Here is a 16,333-nt window from a genome sequence, read left to right on the forward strand (position 1 = left end):
TCCTCCTCCCGCACATTGTGTTCGCCGCTGCCGGTGCGCCGGAGGTAGGTGGCAGGCGTGTCGGCTAGCGGGGGAGGAGGGTGATGCGGGCGTTGTGGGCGGGGCTGATGCCGGTGTGGAAGCGGCGCGGGGGTTCGATGGGGCCGGGGAGGGGGGCGATGCGGCGGGATTGCAGGATGGTGCGGAGCAGGATGCGGGATTCGAGGAGCGCGAATTGGGCGCCCAGGCAGCGGTGGGGGCCGGCGCCGAAGGTGAGGAAGGTGTAGCTGTCGGGGCGGTCGGTGAGGAAGCGTTCGGGGCGGAAGGCCAGGGGGTCCGGGTAGTGGGCGAGGGATTCCTGGATCGCCAGGATGGGGACTATGACTATGGCGCCCTTGGGGATTCGGACGCCGTTGAGGTCGGTGTCGCGCGCGGCGCGGCGGCCGGTGAAACCGGAGACCGGGCGGAGGCGGACGGTTTCGGCGATCACGGCGTCGAGGTAGGCGTCGAGACGGGGGGTATCGCCGGAGTCGACGGCGGCATCCAGTTCGGCCAGGGCCTCCGGGTGGGCGGCCAGCATGACCGCGATCCAGCCGAGGGTGATGGCGGTGGTCTCGTAGCCGCCCAGCAGGATGCCGCGCAGATTGCGGGCCAGCGAGGCGTCGTCGTGCTGATCCAACTCGGTGCCGACATAACGCGACAGCATGTCGGTGTGGTCGCCGCCGGGCGCGGCACGACGGGCGGCGATCTCCTCGATGATCACGGCGTCGACCGCGGCCGCGCCGCGACTGAGCGGCGGGTAGGGCGGCGTGTACCCGCCCAGCAGCGGGGTGAGCAGGCTGGCGACCAGGAAGCCGACGCTCTGCAGCGCACCCACCCATTGGTTTATCGCCTGCGTCAACCGATCTCGCCGCTGCGCGGGCACGTCGGCGAACAGGACCTCGAGCAATACCCCGAGCGCAAGGTCATAGCCGATGCCCACGAATTCGACCGGTTCCCCCACCGGCCAGTTGGGCAATTCGCGCCGCGCCACCTCGACCATCATGTCCTCGTAGGACCGTAGTGCCTTGTTCTGGAACGGCGGTGCGAACAGTCGGCGCTCGCGCCGGTGCTCCTCGCCTTCGAGGAACACCAGTGTCTCCCGCCCGAACACCCGGTCGTGGTTGGCGACCCGGCTCAGCAATTGGCCGACGGAGAAATCCTCGGTATTGGTGAACACCTCGCGCACGTCGTCGATCTCGTGGGTGATCAGCATCGTCGGGAAGCCCGGTGGCGAGACGACGAACCGGGAGCCGAGCGCCCGCAGCGAGGTGCGGTCCGCGGCGGGGCGGATCAATGCGCCGAGTTCGCCGAGTCGGCGATTGCTGAGCCGGGGGAGGTCGCCCAGCGTGATCGAGATCTGTTGCACCCAAGCCATGGTTGCCGCTGCGCGTGCGTCGCGCAATCGTGAAATCGATTACCCCGCAATGGATACCGCATTTTTGCTGCCCCTACTTTTCGGGGCGATCTTGATCTTGCAGAACTCGGTACGCAAGGTGTGAAATGACCGTATTGTGAGCCGCCTTTCCGTTCACTGTGGCCAAATCTCATGCTGTACAAAGGGAATTGTTTCGTGCACAACACTTTCGTCGAAACACTGTTCGCGCAGGTCGAGAATCGGCCCACCGAGTTGGTGTACCGGTTCCTGAACAGTGGTGAGGCCGATGGCGTCGTCCACGAGATGTCCTACGCCGACCTGGGTTCCCGGGTCCGGGCGATTGCCGCGGCGTTGCAGGACGCCCGCCCGCGGCGCGCCCTGCTGCTGTACCCGGCGGGCCCCGAGTTCGTCGAGGCGTTCCTGGGCTGCCTGGCCGCCGGTGTGATCGCCGTGCCCGCGCCGCTGCCGGAATGGGACAACCGCTCGCTGCGCCGATTGCGGCGCATGGTGACCCACGCCGAGGTCGAGTTGGTGCTGGCCCCGCGGCGGGTGGTCGCCGACGCCGTCGCACTGCACGCGGAGATCCCGGAACTGGCCACCATCCCGTGGCTGGCCACCGATTCGATCGAGAGCGCCGCCGCCGCGCGCTGGCGCGAGCCGGACCTCGGCCCGGACTCGATCGCGTTCATCCAGTACACCTCCGGCTCGACGAGCGCCCCGCGCGGCGTCCTGCTCACGCACGAGAATCTGCTGCACAACCAGGCCGCCATCGCCGACGGCCTCGGGCACGACCACGGGATCGCCGATTCCTGGGACGGCGCGCTGTTCGCGAGCTGGCTGCCCATGTACCACGACATGGGCCTCATCGCGCCGCTGCTGCACACCATCTACCTGGGCGCGAATTCGGTGCTGATGTCGCCGCTGCATTTTCTGCAGCGTCCCGAGCGCTGGCTGCAGGCCATCTCCACCTACCGCGCCCACACCAGCGGCGGCCCCAACTTCGCCTATGAGCTGTGCGCCCGCAAGATCGGGCCGGAGCAGCTCGAACGACTCGACCTGAGCCGCTGGCGGGTGGCATTCAACGGTTCGGAACCGATACGGGCGTCCACCATTCGCCGGTTCGCGGACGTGTTCGGCCCGGCGGGGTTCCGGGCCAAATCGCAGCAGCCGGTCTACGGCCTCGCCGAGTCCACCCTCATCGTGACCGCGTCCGCGAACGACGCGCTTCCGTCGATTCGCGAGGTCGTGGACCGGGAGGCATTCGACGGCAGCGCCTGTCGCCGCGAGCTTGTCGGCGTCGGAAGGCCGGTCGAGGGCCTCTCGATCGCGGTCGTCGATCCCGACACCGGTGTCGAACGCGGGGACGGGGCCGAGGGCGAGATCTGGGTCGCGGGAGCCAGCGTCGCCGCCGGGTACTTCCGCGACGAACAGGCCACCGCCGAGGTCTTCGGAGCCACCCTGCCCGGCGACGACCGCCGGTTCCTGCGGACCGGCGACCTCGGAATCCTCTCCGGCGGAGAGCTTTTCGTCACCGGCCGCCGCAAGGACCTGCTGATCGTCGACGGCCGCAACCACTATCCGCAGGACATCGAGACGACCGTCGAGGCCGCCCACGCCGCGATCCGTCCCGGCTGTGTCGCGGCGTTCTCCGTCGACTTCGCCTCGGGGGAACAGCCGGTGGTGGTGGCCGAGGTGCGTGGCGAGGACCCCGGCGAACTCGCCGCCGTGGAGGCGGCGGTGCGCGGTGCGGTCTCGACCGAGCACGGACTCACCCTCGCCACCGTCCTGCTGATCCGGCCGGGCGCCATCTTCAAGACCAGCAGCGGCAAGATCCAGCGTGCGGCCTGCCGCGCGGCCTATCAATCCGGTGAGCTGCTCGCCATGACCGCGGGACCGCTGCGGTCGCCCGAGGACGAGCTGTACGACGAACCCGTCGCGGCCGCAGCGGATTCGGCCGAGGAAGGCGATTCGCAGCCGGGTGCCGCGGCCCAGCCCTCCGTCGAAGCGATCCGCGCCTGGCTGGTGACCGAGATCGCCCGCCAGGCGTCCCTGGACCCCGAGCGCATCGACGTGCATCTGCCGATGGTCGAATTCGGTTTGGGCTCACACGATCTGGTGGAACTGGTCGTCGACCTGTCCGACTACGTCGGACGCTACGTCGAGACCAACATGTTCTTCGACCACCCCACGATCGACGGTGTGGCCCAGGCTCTCGCACCCGTCGCACCGCTCGAATCGGCCACCGTCGCCGAGGAATCGGCGTCGGACACCCCGGCAGACGTCGAGGACGCGGCCGATGACGACGCCATCGCGATCCTCTCCATGTCCTGCCGCTTCCCCGGCGCGGATTCCCCCGAGGCCCTGTGGGAGCTGCTCGACGGCGACCTCGACGCCCTCACCGACATGCCCGCGGGCCGCTGGGACATCGAGGACCTCTACGACCCCGACGTCAACGCATCCGGCAAGGCGTACACCTTCCGCGGCGGATACGTCGACGGCATCGACCGTTTCGACGCCGCCTTCTTCGGCATCGGCCCGCGCGAGGCCACCGTCATGGATCCGCAGCAGCGCATGATGCTGCAACTCGCGTGGGAGGCGATCGAGCGGTCCGGCCGTGATCCGCGCACCCTGCACGGCAGTGCGACCGGCGTGTACCTCGGCGTCTACAGCACCGGCTATCTCGCCGATCCCGCTCCCGACCAGCTGAACGGCCAAGTCGGAACGGGTCTTTCGCCGAGCGTCGCCTCCGGCCGCATCTCCTACACGCTGGGCCTGCACGGTCCGGCGATCTCCATGGACACCGCGTGCTCCTCATCGATCGTGGCCATGCACTCGGCCATGCAGGCGCTGCGCGCGGGCGAATGCGATATGGCCCTGGCGGGCGGCGTGACCCTGCTGATGTCCCCGATTGCGCACATCGAACTCTGCAAGCTGGGCGTGCTGTCGCCGACGGGCCGCTGCGCGCCGTTCTCCGCCGAGGGCGACGGCACGGTCTGGGCCGAGGGCGCGGGCCTGGTACTGCTCAAGCGGCTCGGCGACGCCCGCCGCGACGGGGATCGGGTGCTCGCGGTGATTCGCGGTGCCGCCGTCAATCAGGACGGCCGCAGTCAGGGCCTGAGCGCCCCCAACGGCGCGGCCCAGGAGCAGGTATTGCGTTCGGCGCTGCGGGCTTCCGGCCTGACGTCGCACGATATCGACTATGTCGAGGCGCACGGCACCGGCACCGCGCTCGGGGATCCGATCGAGGCGCGGGCACTGGCCCGGGTATTCGGCCCGGACCGGGATGCGGACCGGCCGCTGGGCATCGGATCGCTGAAATCCAATGTGGGACACACCCAGGCCGCCGCGGGCGTGGGCAGCGTCATCAAACTGGTGCTCGCGCTCCAGCACGAGCGCATCCCGGCCACCCTGCACGCGAGTGTGCCCGCACCGCAGGTGGATTGGGAGCGCAGTGGCGTGGCGCTGCAAGCCGAGCCCATGCCGTGGCGGCGCGGAGACCGCGTGCGCCGGGCCGGTGTGAGTGCCTTCGGCCTCAGCGGTACCAACGCGCACTTGATTCTCGAAGAAGCTCCGTTCGAGCCTGCCACCGAGCGCGAGAGCGCCGAAGAGCCCAGCGATAATGTTGTCCTGCTCCCGATTTCGGCCCGCAGCACTGCCTCGCTGGACGGTCAGGCCAAGCGCCTGCTCGACCTCGTGCTCGCCGAGCCGGACTTGACACCCGGACCGGTCGCCCGCGCTCTGGCCATGCAACGCACCCGTTTCGAGCGTCGCGCGGTAGTCGTCGCCGCCGGCCGGGCCGAGATGGTCGGCGCCCTGGGCGATCTGGTGGACGGACGCGAGTCGGCGCAGGTTGTCGTCGGCTCCGGCCCGGTGCTCACCAATGCCAAGACCGCCTTCGTCTTCCCCGGCCAGGGCGTGCAGTGGGTCGGCATGGCCCGCGACCTGCTCGCCGCCTCCGAGGAGTTCCGCACCGAGTTCGAGCAGTGCGACAAGGCTTTCGGCACCCACCTGGGCTGGTCGCTCGCCGACCGCCTGCACACGGCGACCGCGGCCGAGCTGCTCGATCACTCCATCACCCAGCCGCTGCTGTTCGCGACCATGGTCGCGCTCGCCGCCACCTGGCGCGCGGCCGGTGTCACCCCGGACGCGGTGGTCGGTCACAGCCAGGGCGAGATCGCCGCCGCCTACTGCGCGGGCGTCCTCGAATTGAGCGACGCCGTTCGGATCGTCGCCACCCGCAGCCGCCTCATGCGCACCATGATCGGACCGGCCGCCATGGCGCTTGTCGGCCTGGCCGCCGACGAGGTCACCCGTGCGCTGGCCGATTTCGACGGCCGCATCTCGGTCGCGGCCGTCAATGTCCGGCGGACCACGCTCATCGCCGGTGAGCAGGACGCGGTGGAGCAATTGCTGGCCCAACTCGAGGGCCGGGGCGTCTACACCCGGCTGCTCGCCGCGGGTCCGAGTTACGCCGGGCACTGCTGGTTGATCGAGACCCTGCGCGAGCCGCTGGCCACGGAGTTCGCCGATATCACCGCGAATTCGCCCACGACCCAGTGGTATTCGACGGTCTCGACCGAGCCGATGCCCAGCGACCCGATCGAGCCCGGCTACTGGTACACCAATGCCCGGGAGACCGTGCTCTTCGCGCCCACGATCGAGCGCATGATCGGCGACGGATTCCGGTACTTCATCGAACTGGGCGTGCATCCCTCGCTCACCGCCGCCGTGCGGTCGGTAGCGGAGGAACTCGGTCGCGATGTGGTGGCCGTCTGCTCGCTGGCCCGCGACCAGGACGGCCCGACCTGCCTGGCCCGCGCGCAGGCCGAACTCTACGTCGCCGGTCGCGAACTCGACTGGACCGCGATACTTCCCGAGCACCCGCCGGTCGACCTCCCGACCTACGCCTTCGACGAGCGGAGCTTCTGGATCGAGGGCGGCAACCGCGACACCGGGGCGCTGGGACTGGAGGAGACCACCCACCCGATGGTGGGCGCGATTGTGCCGCAGCCGGATTCGGATGGCGTCACCCTGACCGGCCGGATCTCACGCCGCCTGCAGCCGTGGGTGCGCGATCACGCCGGACCGAACGCGGTCCTGCTGCCGGGCACCGCGCTGGTCGAACTGGCCGTCCGCGCCGGTGACGAGGTGGGCAGCCCGGCCCTGCGAGAGCTGGTGCTGCGCGCCCCGCTGCTGGTGCCCGAGCGCGGTGGCGTGCGCATCCAGACCGTGGTCGGCGCGGCCGACGCGCCGGACCGCCGGACGGTGCGCATCTACGGACGCGACGAGCGCGACCCGGACGCGGGATGGACGTTGCACGCCGACGGGTTCTTATCCGAGGATGCCGAACCGGCTGTGTCACAGTGGGATTCGATGGTCTGGCCGCCGGCGGGCGCGGATCGCGTCGATGTCGAGGCCCTGTACGCCGAACTGTTCAGGCGCGGCCACCACTACGGCCCCCTGTTCCGGTCACTGCGGAGGGCGTGGCGTCGTGGCGACGAGATCTTCGCCGAGGTCGAACTCCCCGAATCCGCGCACGCCGACGCCGCCCAGTTCGGCATCCACCCGGCCCTGCTCGATTCCGCGCTGCACGCCACCGCTCTGATCGCCGCCGACGGCGCACACGCCCTGCTGCCGTTCGCGTGGACCGATGTGGCGCTGTGGGCCTCGGGTGCGACGGCTCTGCGGGTCCGCCTCATGCGGTCGGGCCCGGACACCATCACCATGTCCGCGACCGACCGGGCCGGACGACCGGTGGTGTCGGTAGGTTCGGTGCTGCTGCGCCCGGTCGCCGCCGCGCAGTGGGACGCGGCCGCGCTCGCACCCGCCTTCCGCCGCCTGTTCACCATGGAGTGGTCGGAACTCGCCGGCTCCGCCTCCGAGCGTGCGATCACGGTGAGCGAGTGGACATCCGGTGAGACCGAAGCCACGGACGCGGTCATCCTGCCGGTGCCCCGGGGGGATTCGCCTGCACAGGTGCACGAAACGACTCGGCGCGTCCTGGCCGCGGTGCAAAAGTTCCTCGGCGACAGCCGATTCGGACGGTCCACCCTGATCGTCCACACCCGTGACGCGGTCACCGCACCGGGCACGCCCGTACCGGATCCGGCGGGCGCGGTGGTCTGGGGCCTGGTGCGATCGGCGCAGTCGGAGAACCCGGGCCGCATCGTGCTGCTCGACACCGACGAGCCCGAGACGGATATCGCCGCGCTCCTGGCGACAGGCGAGCCGCAGGTGGCGGTTCGTGCGAGCGTGGCGTACACGCCGCGCCTGGCGCGAATGCCGCAGACCCGCCGCGCGCCCGAAGGCCGGGTGGCGCTCGGCGACGGTGCCGTCCTCCTCACCGGTGCCCCGGGACGTCTCGGCTCGGCGCTGGCACGCCACCTCGTCGACGCCTACGGCGCACGGGATCTGGTACTGGTCAGCCGCCGCGGCATCGCCGGACCGGGCGGCCACGCGCTGCGCGCCGACCTCGAAAGCCGCGGCGCGCGCGTGCGATTCGCGGTCTGCGACATTACCGACCGGGACGCGCTGGCGGGACTGCTGGACGGCCTGCCGCTGGCCGGTGTCGTCCACGCCGCCACCGCCCTGGACGACAGTACGATCGGCGCGCTCACCCCCGAGCGCCTGGACCGGGTCCTGCGTCCGAAAGTCGACGCGGCACACCACCTCCACGAGCTGACCGCCGATCGACAACTCGCCCTGTTCGTCCTCTTCTCGGCAGCGGGCGGCCTGTTCGGCACCCCCGGGCAGGCCAACTACGCGGCCGCGAACGCCTACCTCGATGCGCTCGCGCTGCACCGGCGCGCCCTCGGGCTGCCCGCCCAGGCGCTCGCCTGGGGCCTGTGGGATCTCGAATTGCTCGACCACTACGCGCGGGCCGATGTCGAACGCATCGAACGCGCGGGGGTACGCGCGTTCCCCGTGGCCCAGGGCATGGCCTGCTTCGATGCCGCACTCGCCCTCGGTGACCCGATCCTCGTGCCGCTGCTGCTCGATCCGGACGTTCTGAAGCGCTCACCCGCCGTCCCGCACCTGCTGCGCGGACTCGTGCGCCGCGCACCCCGCCGCGCGGTCGCCGACCGCACCACGGTCGAGACGGTGGCAGGATCGCGTCTCGCCGAGGAACTTCGCGCCCTGCCCCGGGCCGCGGCGTCCGCCCGGCTGCTGGCCGCGGTGTCCGAATGGACCGGGCAGGTGCTCGGGCATGCCGGCACCGAGTCGGTCTCGGCCGAGCAGACCTTCCAAAGCCTCGGCCTGGACTCGCTCATGGCGATCGAACTGCGCAACAAGGTGCGCGAGCACACCGGGATCTCGGTGCCGCTGGGCACCATCCTCGCCGACCAGAACCTCACCGCCCTCGCCGACTACCTGGCGTCGCAAGCGTCGACGCAGAACCGAACCGACGGCACCGACGCGGAGACCACCGAGGTCCCCGAGGTCGAGGTGCTGCCGGTGACCCGGGACATGATGCGGCTGCTGCGGACCGAACAACTCGGTATTCCGAGCGCGGCCCAGACCGGCGGCGTCGCCGTCCGGCTGCCCGCACCCGTGACCCGGGAGCGGCTGGCGGAGGCGCTGACCCGGCTGGCGCACCGACATGCCGCGCTGCGCGCCACCATTCGGCCCAGCGAGGAGCACGGACGGCAGCTGGAGATCCATCGCGAATCCGGTGAGCTCGCCCGATGGCACCACCTCGAGCATCTCGATGACGCGGTCATCGGGGAGCGCTTCCGAGAACTGATGGCGCGACCGTTCGACCTGACGATCGGTCCGCTGTGGCGCTTCGAACTGCTCACAGCCGAAACCGCCGATCCCGTCCTGCTTTTCGGCGCGCATCACAGCATGAGCGACGTGCAGTCCATGCTGCTGGTCGCCGGGGAACTCGCCGCGGACCTGTTCGGCGTACCTCTCGAGGACACCGTGACCAACCGCGACATGCATCAGCTGCTCGCTGCGCAATCGGGCAGCCGCGATCGGGCCGCCTCGCCGACCGACTGGCGTGAAGCCTTCACCGGGGCCCACCGCCTCGAACTGACGCTGGCGAATCCCCGTCCGGCACAACGCACCTACGGTGCGGGAGCCCTCGGACTCGACATGCCCGCCGGATTGCACGACCGGGTCGCCGACCGCGCCCGCGAGCTCGGGCTCACCCCTGCCGCGGTCTTCCTCGGCGCGCTGACCATCGCGCTGGCCCGCCGCCAGGGGACCGACCGCTTCGCCGTGGCGGTCCCGGTGGACACCCGCATGCACGCCGACGCGAACACCGCCGTCGGGTATTTCGGTGTGCCCGTGCCATTCCCGGCGAGTGTGACGGCGCAGGACCGGGTCACCGATGTGCTGCGGCGCACCGGTGAACGCCTGCGCGCCCTGCTCGCTCCCGGCGCGGGCCTCGGCGATGCGCTGGCCGCGCTCGCCACCGCCGGCCTGCACCGCGACAACGCGCCGCTGATCGAGGTGTACTTCAACTACCTGCGCGCCAACTCGGCCGTGGCCGCGGCCGAGATCGTGCCGGTGAGCACCGGCTACTCCGACCTCGACCTGATGGTCGCGGTGCTGCCCGACACCGGGCAGGTGTGGTTCACCTACAACAGCGACATCATCGACGCGAGCGCCTGCACCGAATTCGGCGCGGACTACCTGGCCGTCGTCGCGGCGGTGATCGGCGATCCGGGCGCGCCCGCTCGCCCGGATACCGTTGGGCAGCAAGAGAATCAGGGTCTGCGGGCGGCCGTCGGCGCGACCTTCGCGCTGGGCCGGATCCCCGAATTGCTGGTGGCGGCCTCGACCACGGGAATCACCGTCGCCGAAGCGCCCTACCACCAGATGCTCTCCGCCCTGCGCGACCCGTCGGGCGTGTTCACCCAACCCACCGCGGCACTGAGCATCGTCCTGCTGCGTGCCGCCGACCTGGAACGCTTCGGCGCACTGTCCGACGACCTGCTCGCCGAACTCGCCGCGGATTATCCGGCGGCCCTGCGCGTATTGGCCGAACGTACCCGCAAGCCGGTCATCGTCGGTATCCCGCCGACGGCCCGTCCGGAACAGCGCTGGCTCGCCTGGGAGCGGCTGGTCGCCGACCGCCTGCGCGAGATTCCGGGTGTGGCCGTGCTGGAACCGGGGGAGTGGACCCGAAACCACCCGGTGGACAACCCCTTCGACGACCGCACCGACGTCCTCGCCCATCTGCCCTTCGCCGCCGAATTCCAGGCGGCCGTGGCCCTCACCCTCGACACGGTGGTCGCCACCGTCACCGAACCCGCCCCGAAGGTGATCGCCGTGGACGGCGACGACACCCTTTGGACCGGGACCGCGGCCGAGATCGGCTCGGACGCTGTCACTTTCGACGCACCACGGCTGGCACTGGCTCGGCGGCTGTCCCAGTGGCGGGCCGCCGGAACCCTGCTGGCGCTGGTCACCAACAATGACGAGGACACGGTGCGAGCCGTTCTGGACCGGCCCGACAGCCCGTTGCGCTACGACGATTTCGCCGTCGTCTCGACCGGCTGGGCGGCCAAGGCCGAACGTCTGGAGCAGGCCGCCCACACCCTGCGCCTGGGCCTCGACACCTTCTCCTACCTCGACGACAACCCGGTCGAAGTGGCGCGGATGCGCAGCGCGCTGCCCGAGGTGCTGTCGGTGACCTGCCCGCCCGCCGCGGACCTGGAAGCGTTCCTCACCCGGCTGTGGCCGATGACGCCGATCGCCGCGACCGCCGAGGACGTGGCCCGCGCCGAGTTCTACCGAGACGAGCGGGAACGTGACACCGTCCGCGCCACAGCGGAATTCGCGGAGTTCCTGGCTCAGCTCGACCTCGAGGTCGACATCGAGCCGCTCACGGAGGCCACGACCGACCGCGCGCGCCAACTGATCCGCCGCACCACCCAGTTCACCCTCGGGGCTGTCACCGCCGACGATCTCGACCGCTGGCGCGCCGACGGCGAGGTGTGGACCGCCACGGCCCGGGACCGCTTCGGCGACTACGGCCTGATCTCGGTGCTGGCCGTGCGAGCCGACAACGGCACCCTCGGGATTCACGGCTGGCACCTGAGCTGCCGCGCACTCGGCCGCGGCGTCGAGGAAGCCCTCCTGGGTTGGGCGGCGGATCGAGCCGAGGCACTCGGCTGCGCGGCCGTCCACATCTCGGTGGCACACACCACCCGCAACGAACCCGCCCGCCGCCTGGTCACCCGCCTGCTCACCGCGAGCGGAGCGACCCGGGACGGCGACCCGACAGACGACAACCCGTTGGCCGTCACGCTGACACCGAACAGCCTGCGCGAGTTCCGATCCTGGGACACCCGGCCGGCCGAGGAGGAAACCCGGTGACCGCAGCCGACGAGCGCACCCCGGTCCGAGCCACCGGCATCGACCGCCGCGCCCGCGGCGAAGCCCTCGACCAGGGCACCGCCGCCCTCGACGTCGCCGCGCTACTCGCCCGTACCGGCACCCCGCGACGGGCCGATCCACCGCCCACCGAGAGTCGCACCGACACGGCGAAAGACACGGCCGTGCTGGAGCCGCAATCCGCCACGACCAACACGGCGGATTCCGCGCTCGCCCAGACCCCGCGTGCCGATCACACAGAAACCGTGGCCGAGGTCAGGCGGTGGGACGCCGACGAATTGGCCAACGCGATAACCGAGTTGGCGAGCCGGTTCACCGCCGCGCCGATGGGCCCCGACACCGACTTCTTCGACGCGGGCGGAACCTCCGTCGCCGCAGTCGAACTCGTCTCGGCCCTGGGGAGCGAACTCGGCATCCACCCCGACCTCGACACGCTGTTCTTCGACGCGCGTCCCCGCCGTCTGGCGCGGCGCTGGCTGGCGGACAACCCGGAGCCGGCAGCGCCGCAGCCGGAGACACGACGCGCCGATATCGGGCTCGGGCAGCAGGGCTCCCCCTGTCATTCCGGCGTGCTGTCGGCCGGAATCCAGGACGGGCGGATGGATCCCGGCCCAAAGCATGCCGGAATGACGAATGAGCAAGCCGGGCCGGCCAGTGAGGCCGGGTTCCGCGATACCGATGACCTGGCCCAACTGTTCGCTGATCTCGCAGGGGCGGATCGGCTGCCCGTGGTGGGGGCACCGGAGCGGGCCGCGCCGCGCCGGATTCTGCTCACCGGAGCGACCGGGTTTCTGGGCAGCCACCTGCTGTTGGATCTGCTTCGGCACAGCGCCGCTCATGTCGTGTGCCTGGTTCGCGCCGACAATGACGAGGAGGCCGCCCACCGACTGGAGGAGGGGCTGCGCCGGTTCTCGCTGCCGTGGTCGCGGGAGGTGCTGCGGCGGGTGACACCGTTGGCGGGCGATCTGCGGTTACCTCGGCTCGGGCTGTCCGGCCAGCGGTGGGAAACCCTGGCGGGGGACGTTGATTCGATCGTCAATGCCGGTGCGGCCGTGGACTTTCTGCGCGGGTACCCCTCGCTGCGGGCCACCAACGTGCTGGGGCCGCTGACCCTCGCGGAGCTGGCCTGTACCGGTCGGCCGAAGCCGGTGCACCATATTTCGTCGCTGGCGGTGTTCAACGGGTCGCAGGCCGCCACCTTGGCCGAGGACGAGCCGACCGCCCATGTCGCGACGCTGCCGATCGGCTACGACCGCTCCAAGTGGGCCGCCGAGGCCGTCCTGCGCCGGGCGGGGGAGCACGGTGTGGTGGCGACGATCATGCGTCCCGGTGGGATCGGTGGCCATCCGGAGACCGGCGCGCACAACCCGCGCGATCTGAATTCGGGAATCACGGCCGCGCTCATGCGGTTCCGGACCGTGCCGGGCTTTCGCTACTTGAACTCGGCACCCGTGGATTGGGTGAGCCGGGTCGCGGCCGAGATCGTCTGCACGCCGAGCGCGTGGGGACAGACCTACCACCTCACCGGTGCGCCCACGTCGCTCGAGCAGTTGATGGCGCAGACCACGGTGGGTGGCTTGGGTATTCGGGTGCAGCACTGGGAACAGTGGTGTGCGGACACGGTACGGGTGATCCGGGAGGAACCGGTGCCGGAGCTGGAATCGCTGGCCCAGGTGCTGCAAAGTCCCGTGGCGCGGCGGCAATTGGCGGCCATGGTGACCGCACCGCCCTCCTCGGCGGCGCGGACCGATGCCTTCGTGGCGGCCCGCGGCCTGCCCGCACCCGCCTCCAGTGCGGCCGCGCGCACGAAGATGCTCGAGGCAATGGCGGGTGCCGTGCGGCGAACCGCTGACACGCCGTTCCTGCGATTCCACGAAACCCTCAGCGGCACAGTCGGTCCAGAAGGTGGCGACGCCGATACGCCCTGCGATCTCCGGCTGAGCCTGTCGGTCGCGAGCAGCGCTCAGGTCTTCTCGGCCCGCACCCTCGATGTCAGTGGCGAGCTCACCTGTGCCCTGCTGCACGACGAGCCGCTCACGGTCGCGGGCACGGCGATCGTTCGGCCGCACGAGGGCATCCCCCGGCGCCATGAGAGGCGGCATCCGATCATGCATTATCGACTGACACTGCGTGATTCCGCCGGCGGCGAGTGGTGGCTGGAGGGCTACAAGTTCGCCGCGGCGCAGCGGCGGGTGGTGCGGCAGCTCGGCACCCAGGTCATCGAGATCGGTCGCCCCGGCGCGCCCGCGTCCTTCACCGGTGAGGTCACCGTGCCCATGCACACCTATCTCGCCGACCAGATCGACGGCATCGAGATCGACCCCACCCTGCCCGAACGGCAGCGGCGACTGGCGAAACTCCTGTGGCTCAGCTGGTTCGGCGGCCAACTCGGCAAGAGTCTGCTGGAACCGATGCTGCGGGTCGGCACCGACCTGCTGGATCTGCGCCGCGCCCTGCGTAAGGAGCACCGCTGATGACCGACCTTCGAATCTCGGAAACCACGGCGGGAGAGACCGTTTCCTTCCGCACCGCAGACGGTGTCGACCTGCGGCTGCGTGCCGTCGGTCCGGACGACGGTCCCGCCGTGCTGCTGGTCCACGGCCACGGGATCTCCTCGGACATGTTCGCGCTGCCCGAGATCCGCAATGTCACCGACGTCCTGGCCGATGCCGGATACCAGCCCTGGCTGCTGGACTGGCGCGGCAGCAGCCGCTTGCCGCACAACGAATCCGGCCGCCCCTACACCCTCGACGATGTCGCCCTCTACGACCTGCCCGCCGCGCTCGCGCAGGTCCGCGAGCGCATCGGCGAGCGACCGCTGTTCCTGGTCGCGCACTGCGTCGGCGCGCTGGCCGTCGCGCTCAGCCTGACCGGCGGCCTGCTGCCCGGCCTCGCGGGCGTGGTCGCGCAGGGTGTTTTCCTGACCCCGAAGGTCAGCACCTCGGCGCGCATGCGTGTCCTGCTGGGCAGCGAGCTGATCGGATCCCGCATCGGCCACCTCGAATCCGACTTCCGCAAGGTCGGCCTGTGGTCGTGGCGCACCCCGCTGTACGCGGCCCTGTCCCGCAAGGGCGACTGCCCCGACCCCACCTGCCGCATGGTGCACCACGGCTGGGGCCTGGGCGCGAAGCTGTTCGAACACGATCAACTCGACCCGCGCACCCACGACCGGCTGGCCGACCTGTTCGGCGCGATCCCGCTGTCCCTGCTGCCGCAGCTGCGGCAGATGGAGTTGGCGCACGCGGTGGTGCGGTGGAACCTCGACGACGACCGGTACGGCGCGCTGCCGGAGAACGCGCTCGACCACGCCGACCGCCTCGACGCCCCGTTGCTGCTGCTGTCCGGCAGCCGCAACGAGGCGTGGCTCGACTCCAACAAGCTGTGCCACCAGGTGCTTTCGACCCGATACCCCGGGGTCGACGTGCGCTACACCGAGATACCGTCCTACGGCCACCTCGACACCTTCATCGGCCGCGGCGCGGCCCTGGACGTCTTCGGGCACATCGTCGACTTCCTCGACGAGATTTCAGCTCGGCAGGCGTAGCGGCAGGCCCGTGGCGTGGTAGATGGCATCGATGACGGTCATGTTCGCAACCGCCGCCTCCGGCGTGGTCGGGACCGGCTCACCGCGCAGCACGGCCGCGGCGAAGGCGTCGAGTTGATAGTCATAGGACGGGCGACGCCCGAAACTGCGCAGCCGACGGCCGGATTCGGACTTGACCCACAGCGCGTGCCCCATCTGCGGCACCACCGGATTGAACAGCCGCATCCGGCCGCGCTCACCCACCACCGTGGCGGAGATGCGCACCAGATCCGCCGACCACATCGAGCAGCGGATGCGCCCGGTGTGCCCGGATGGAAAACGCAGCTCCGCGCTCATGGCGCGATCGATGCGCGGGTCGTGCAGCTTCGCCTGCGCCGCAACGACTTCCGGCTCCTCACCGCCGAAGGCGCGGGCCATGTGCACGGCGTAGCAGCCCGCGTCCATGAGCGCCCCACCCGCCAGGTCGTAGTCGTAGCGGATATCGGCGAACTTCGGCAGCGGGAAGCTCAGCGCGGTCTCCACCCGCGTCAGCGTGCCCAATTCACCGGAGGCGATGATCTTCTCGGCCTCCAGGGTGAGCGGGTGATACCGGTAATGGAACGCCTCCATCACCACCCGATCCGACTCCGCGGCGAGCGTGGCGATCTCGCGCGCCTCCTCCGCATTCGCGGTGAACGGCTTCTCGCACAGCACATGCTTTCCCGCCGCCACAGCGGCGCGAATCCAGCGGCCGTGCAGGCCATTGGGCAGCGGAATGTAGACCGCGTCCAGATCCGACGCGGTGACCAGCGCCTCGTAGCTGTCATAGACCTGCCCGATGCCGTGCTTGCCGGCGAACTCCTGCGCCCGCGCCCGGTCCCGGGCCGCGACCGCCGCGACCACGACCTCCGGATTCCGCTTGGCCGGTCCGATCAGCGCGTTCGGCGCGATGGCGGCCGCGCCGAGGATCCCGATGCGCAGCGGGGCCTTGTTGCTCTCGCTCATCGGCCGACCCTAACAGCCCCGCACCTGATGTTGAATGCGGTTGCTTCACAGCAGATTTCCGA

5 protein-coding genes are annotated in these 16,333 nt (G+C 70.5%); 3 read left to right on the forward strand and 2 right to left on the reverse strand.

From position 1 onward, the window contains the following. Nucleotides 1–64 precede the first annotated feature (64 nt). Complete coding sequence (locus tag ACQP1O_RS19215) at nucleotides 65–1,387, reverse strand: cytochrome P450 (protein WP_433567121.1); 1,323 nt, start codon at nucleotides 1,385–1,387, stop codon at nucleotides 65–67. A 204-nt stretch (nucleotides 1,388–1,591) separates the two neighbouring features. On the opposite strand from ACQP1O_RS19215, the gene ACQP1O_RS19220 reads away from it, so the two are divergent. The 3 genes from ACQP1O_RS19220 to ACQP1O_RS19230 are packed head-to-tail and all read left to right on the forward strand — an operon-like array spanning nucleotide 1,592 to nucleotide 15,287. Further along, nucleotides 1,592–11,725 (forward strand): HAD-IIIC family phosphatase, encoded by a 10,134-nt coding sequence (locus ACQP1O_RS19220; RefSeq protein ID WP_433567122.1) that lies wholly within the window; start codon nucleotides 1,592–1,594, stop codon nucleotides 11,723–11,725. Further along, a complete protein-coding gene (locus tag ACQP1O_RS19225; RefSeq protein WP_433567123.1) occupies nucleotides 11,722–14,217 on the forward strand; it encodes a thioester reductase domain-containing protein in 2,496 nt (831 codons plus the stop codon). The genes ACQP1O_RS19220 and ACQP1O_RS19225 overlap by 4 nt, the downstream gene beginning before the upstream one ends. Then, entirely contained in the window at nucleotides 14,217–15,287 is a 1,071-nt protein-coding gene (locus ACQP1O_RS19230; RefSeq protein WP_433567124.1) for an alpha/beta hydrolase, read from the forward strand. The genes ACQP1O_RS19225 and ACQP1O_RS19230 overlap by 1 nt, the downstream gene beginning before the upstream one ends. On the opposite strand, the gene ACQP1O_RS19235 is transcribed toward ACQP1O_RS19230, so the two are convergent. Continuing rightward, a complete protein-coding gene (locus ACQP1O_RS19235; RefSeq protein ID WP_433567125.1) occupies nucleotides 15,270–16,271 on the reverse strand; it encodes a Gfo/Idh/MocA family protein in 1,002 nt (333 codons plus the stop codon). The two genes, ACQP1O_RS19230 and ACQP1O_RS19235, sit on opposite strands and share 18 nt — an antisense overlap. Nucleotides 16,272–16,333: the final 62 nt, after the last annotated feature.

The organism is Nocardia sp. CA-151230, from assembly GCF_050942175.1.
In the GTDB taxonomy this organism is placed as follows: Bacteria; Actinomycetota; Actinomycetes; order Mycobacteriales; family Mycobacteriaceae; genus Nocardia.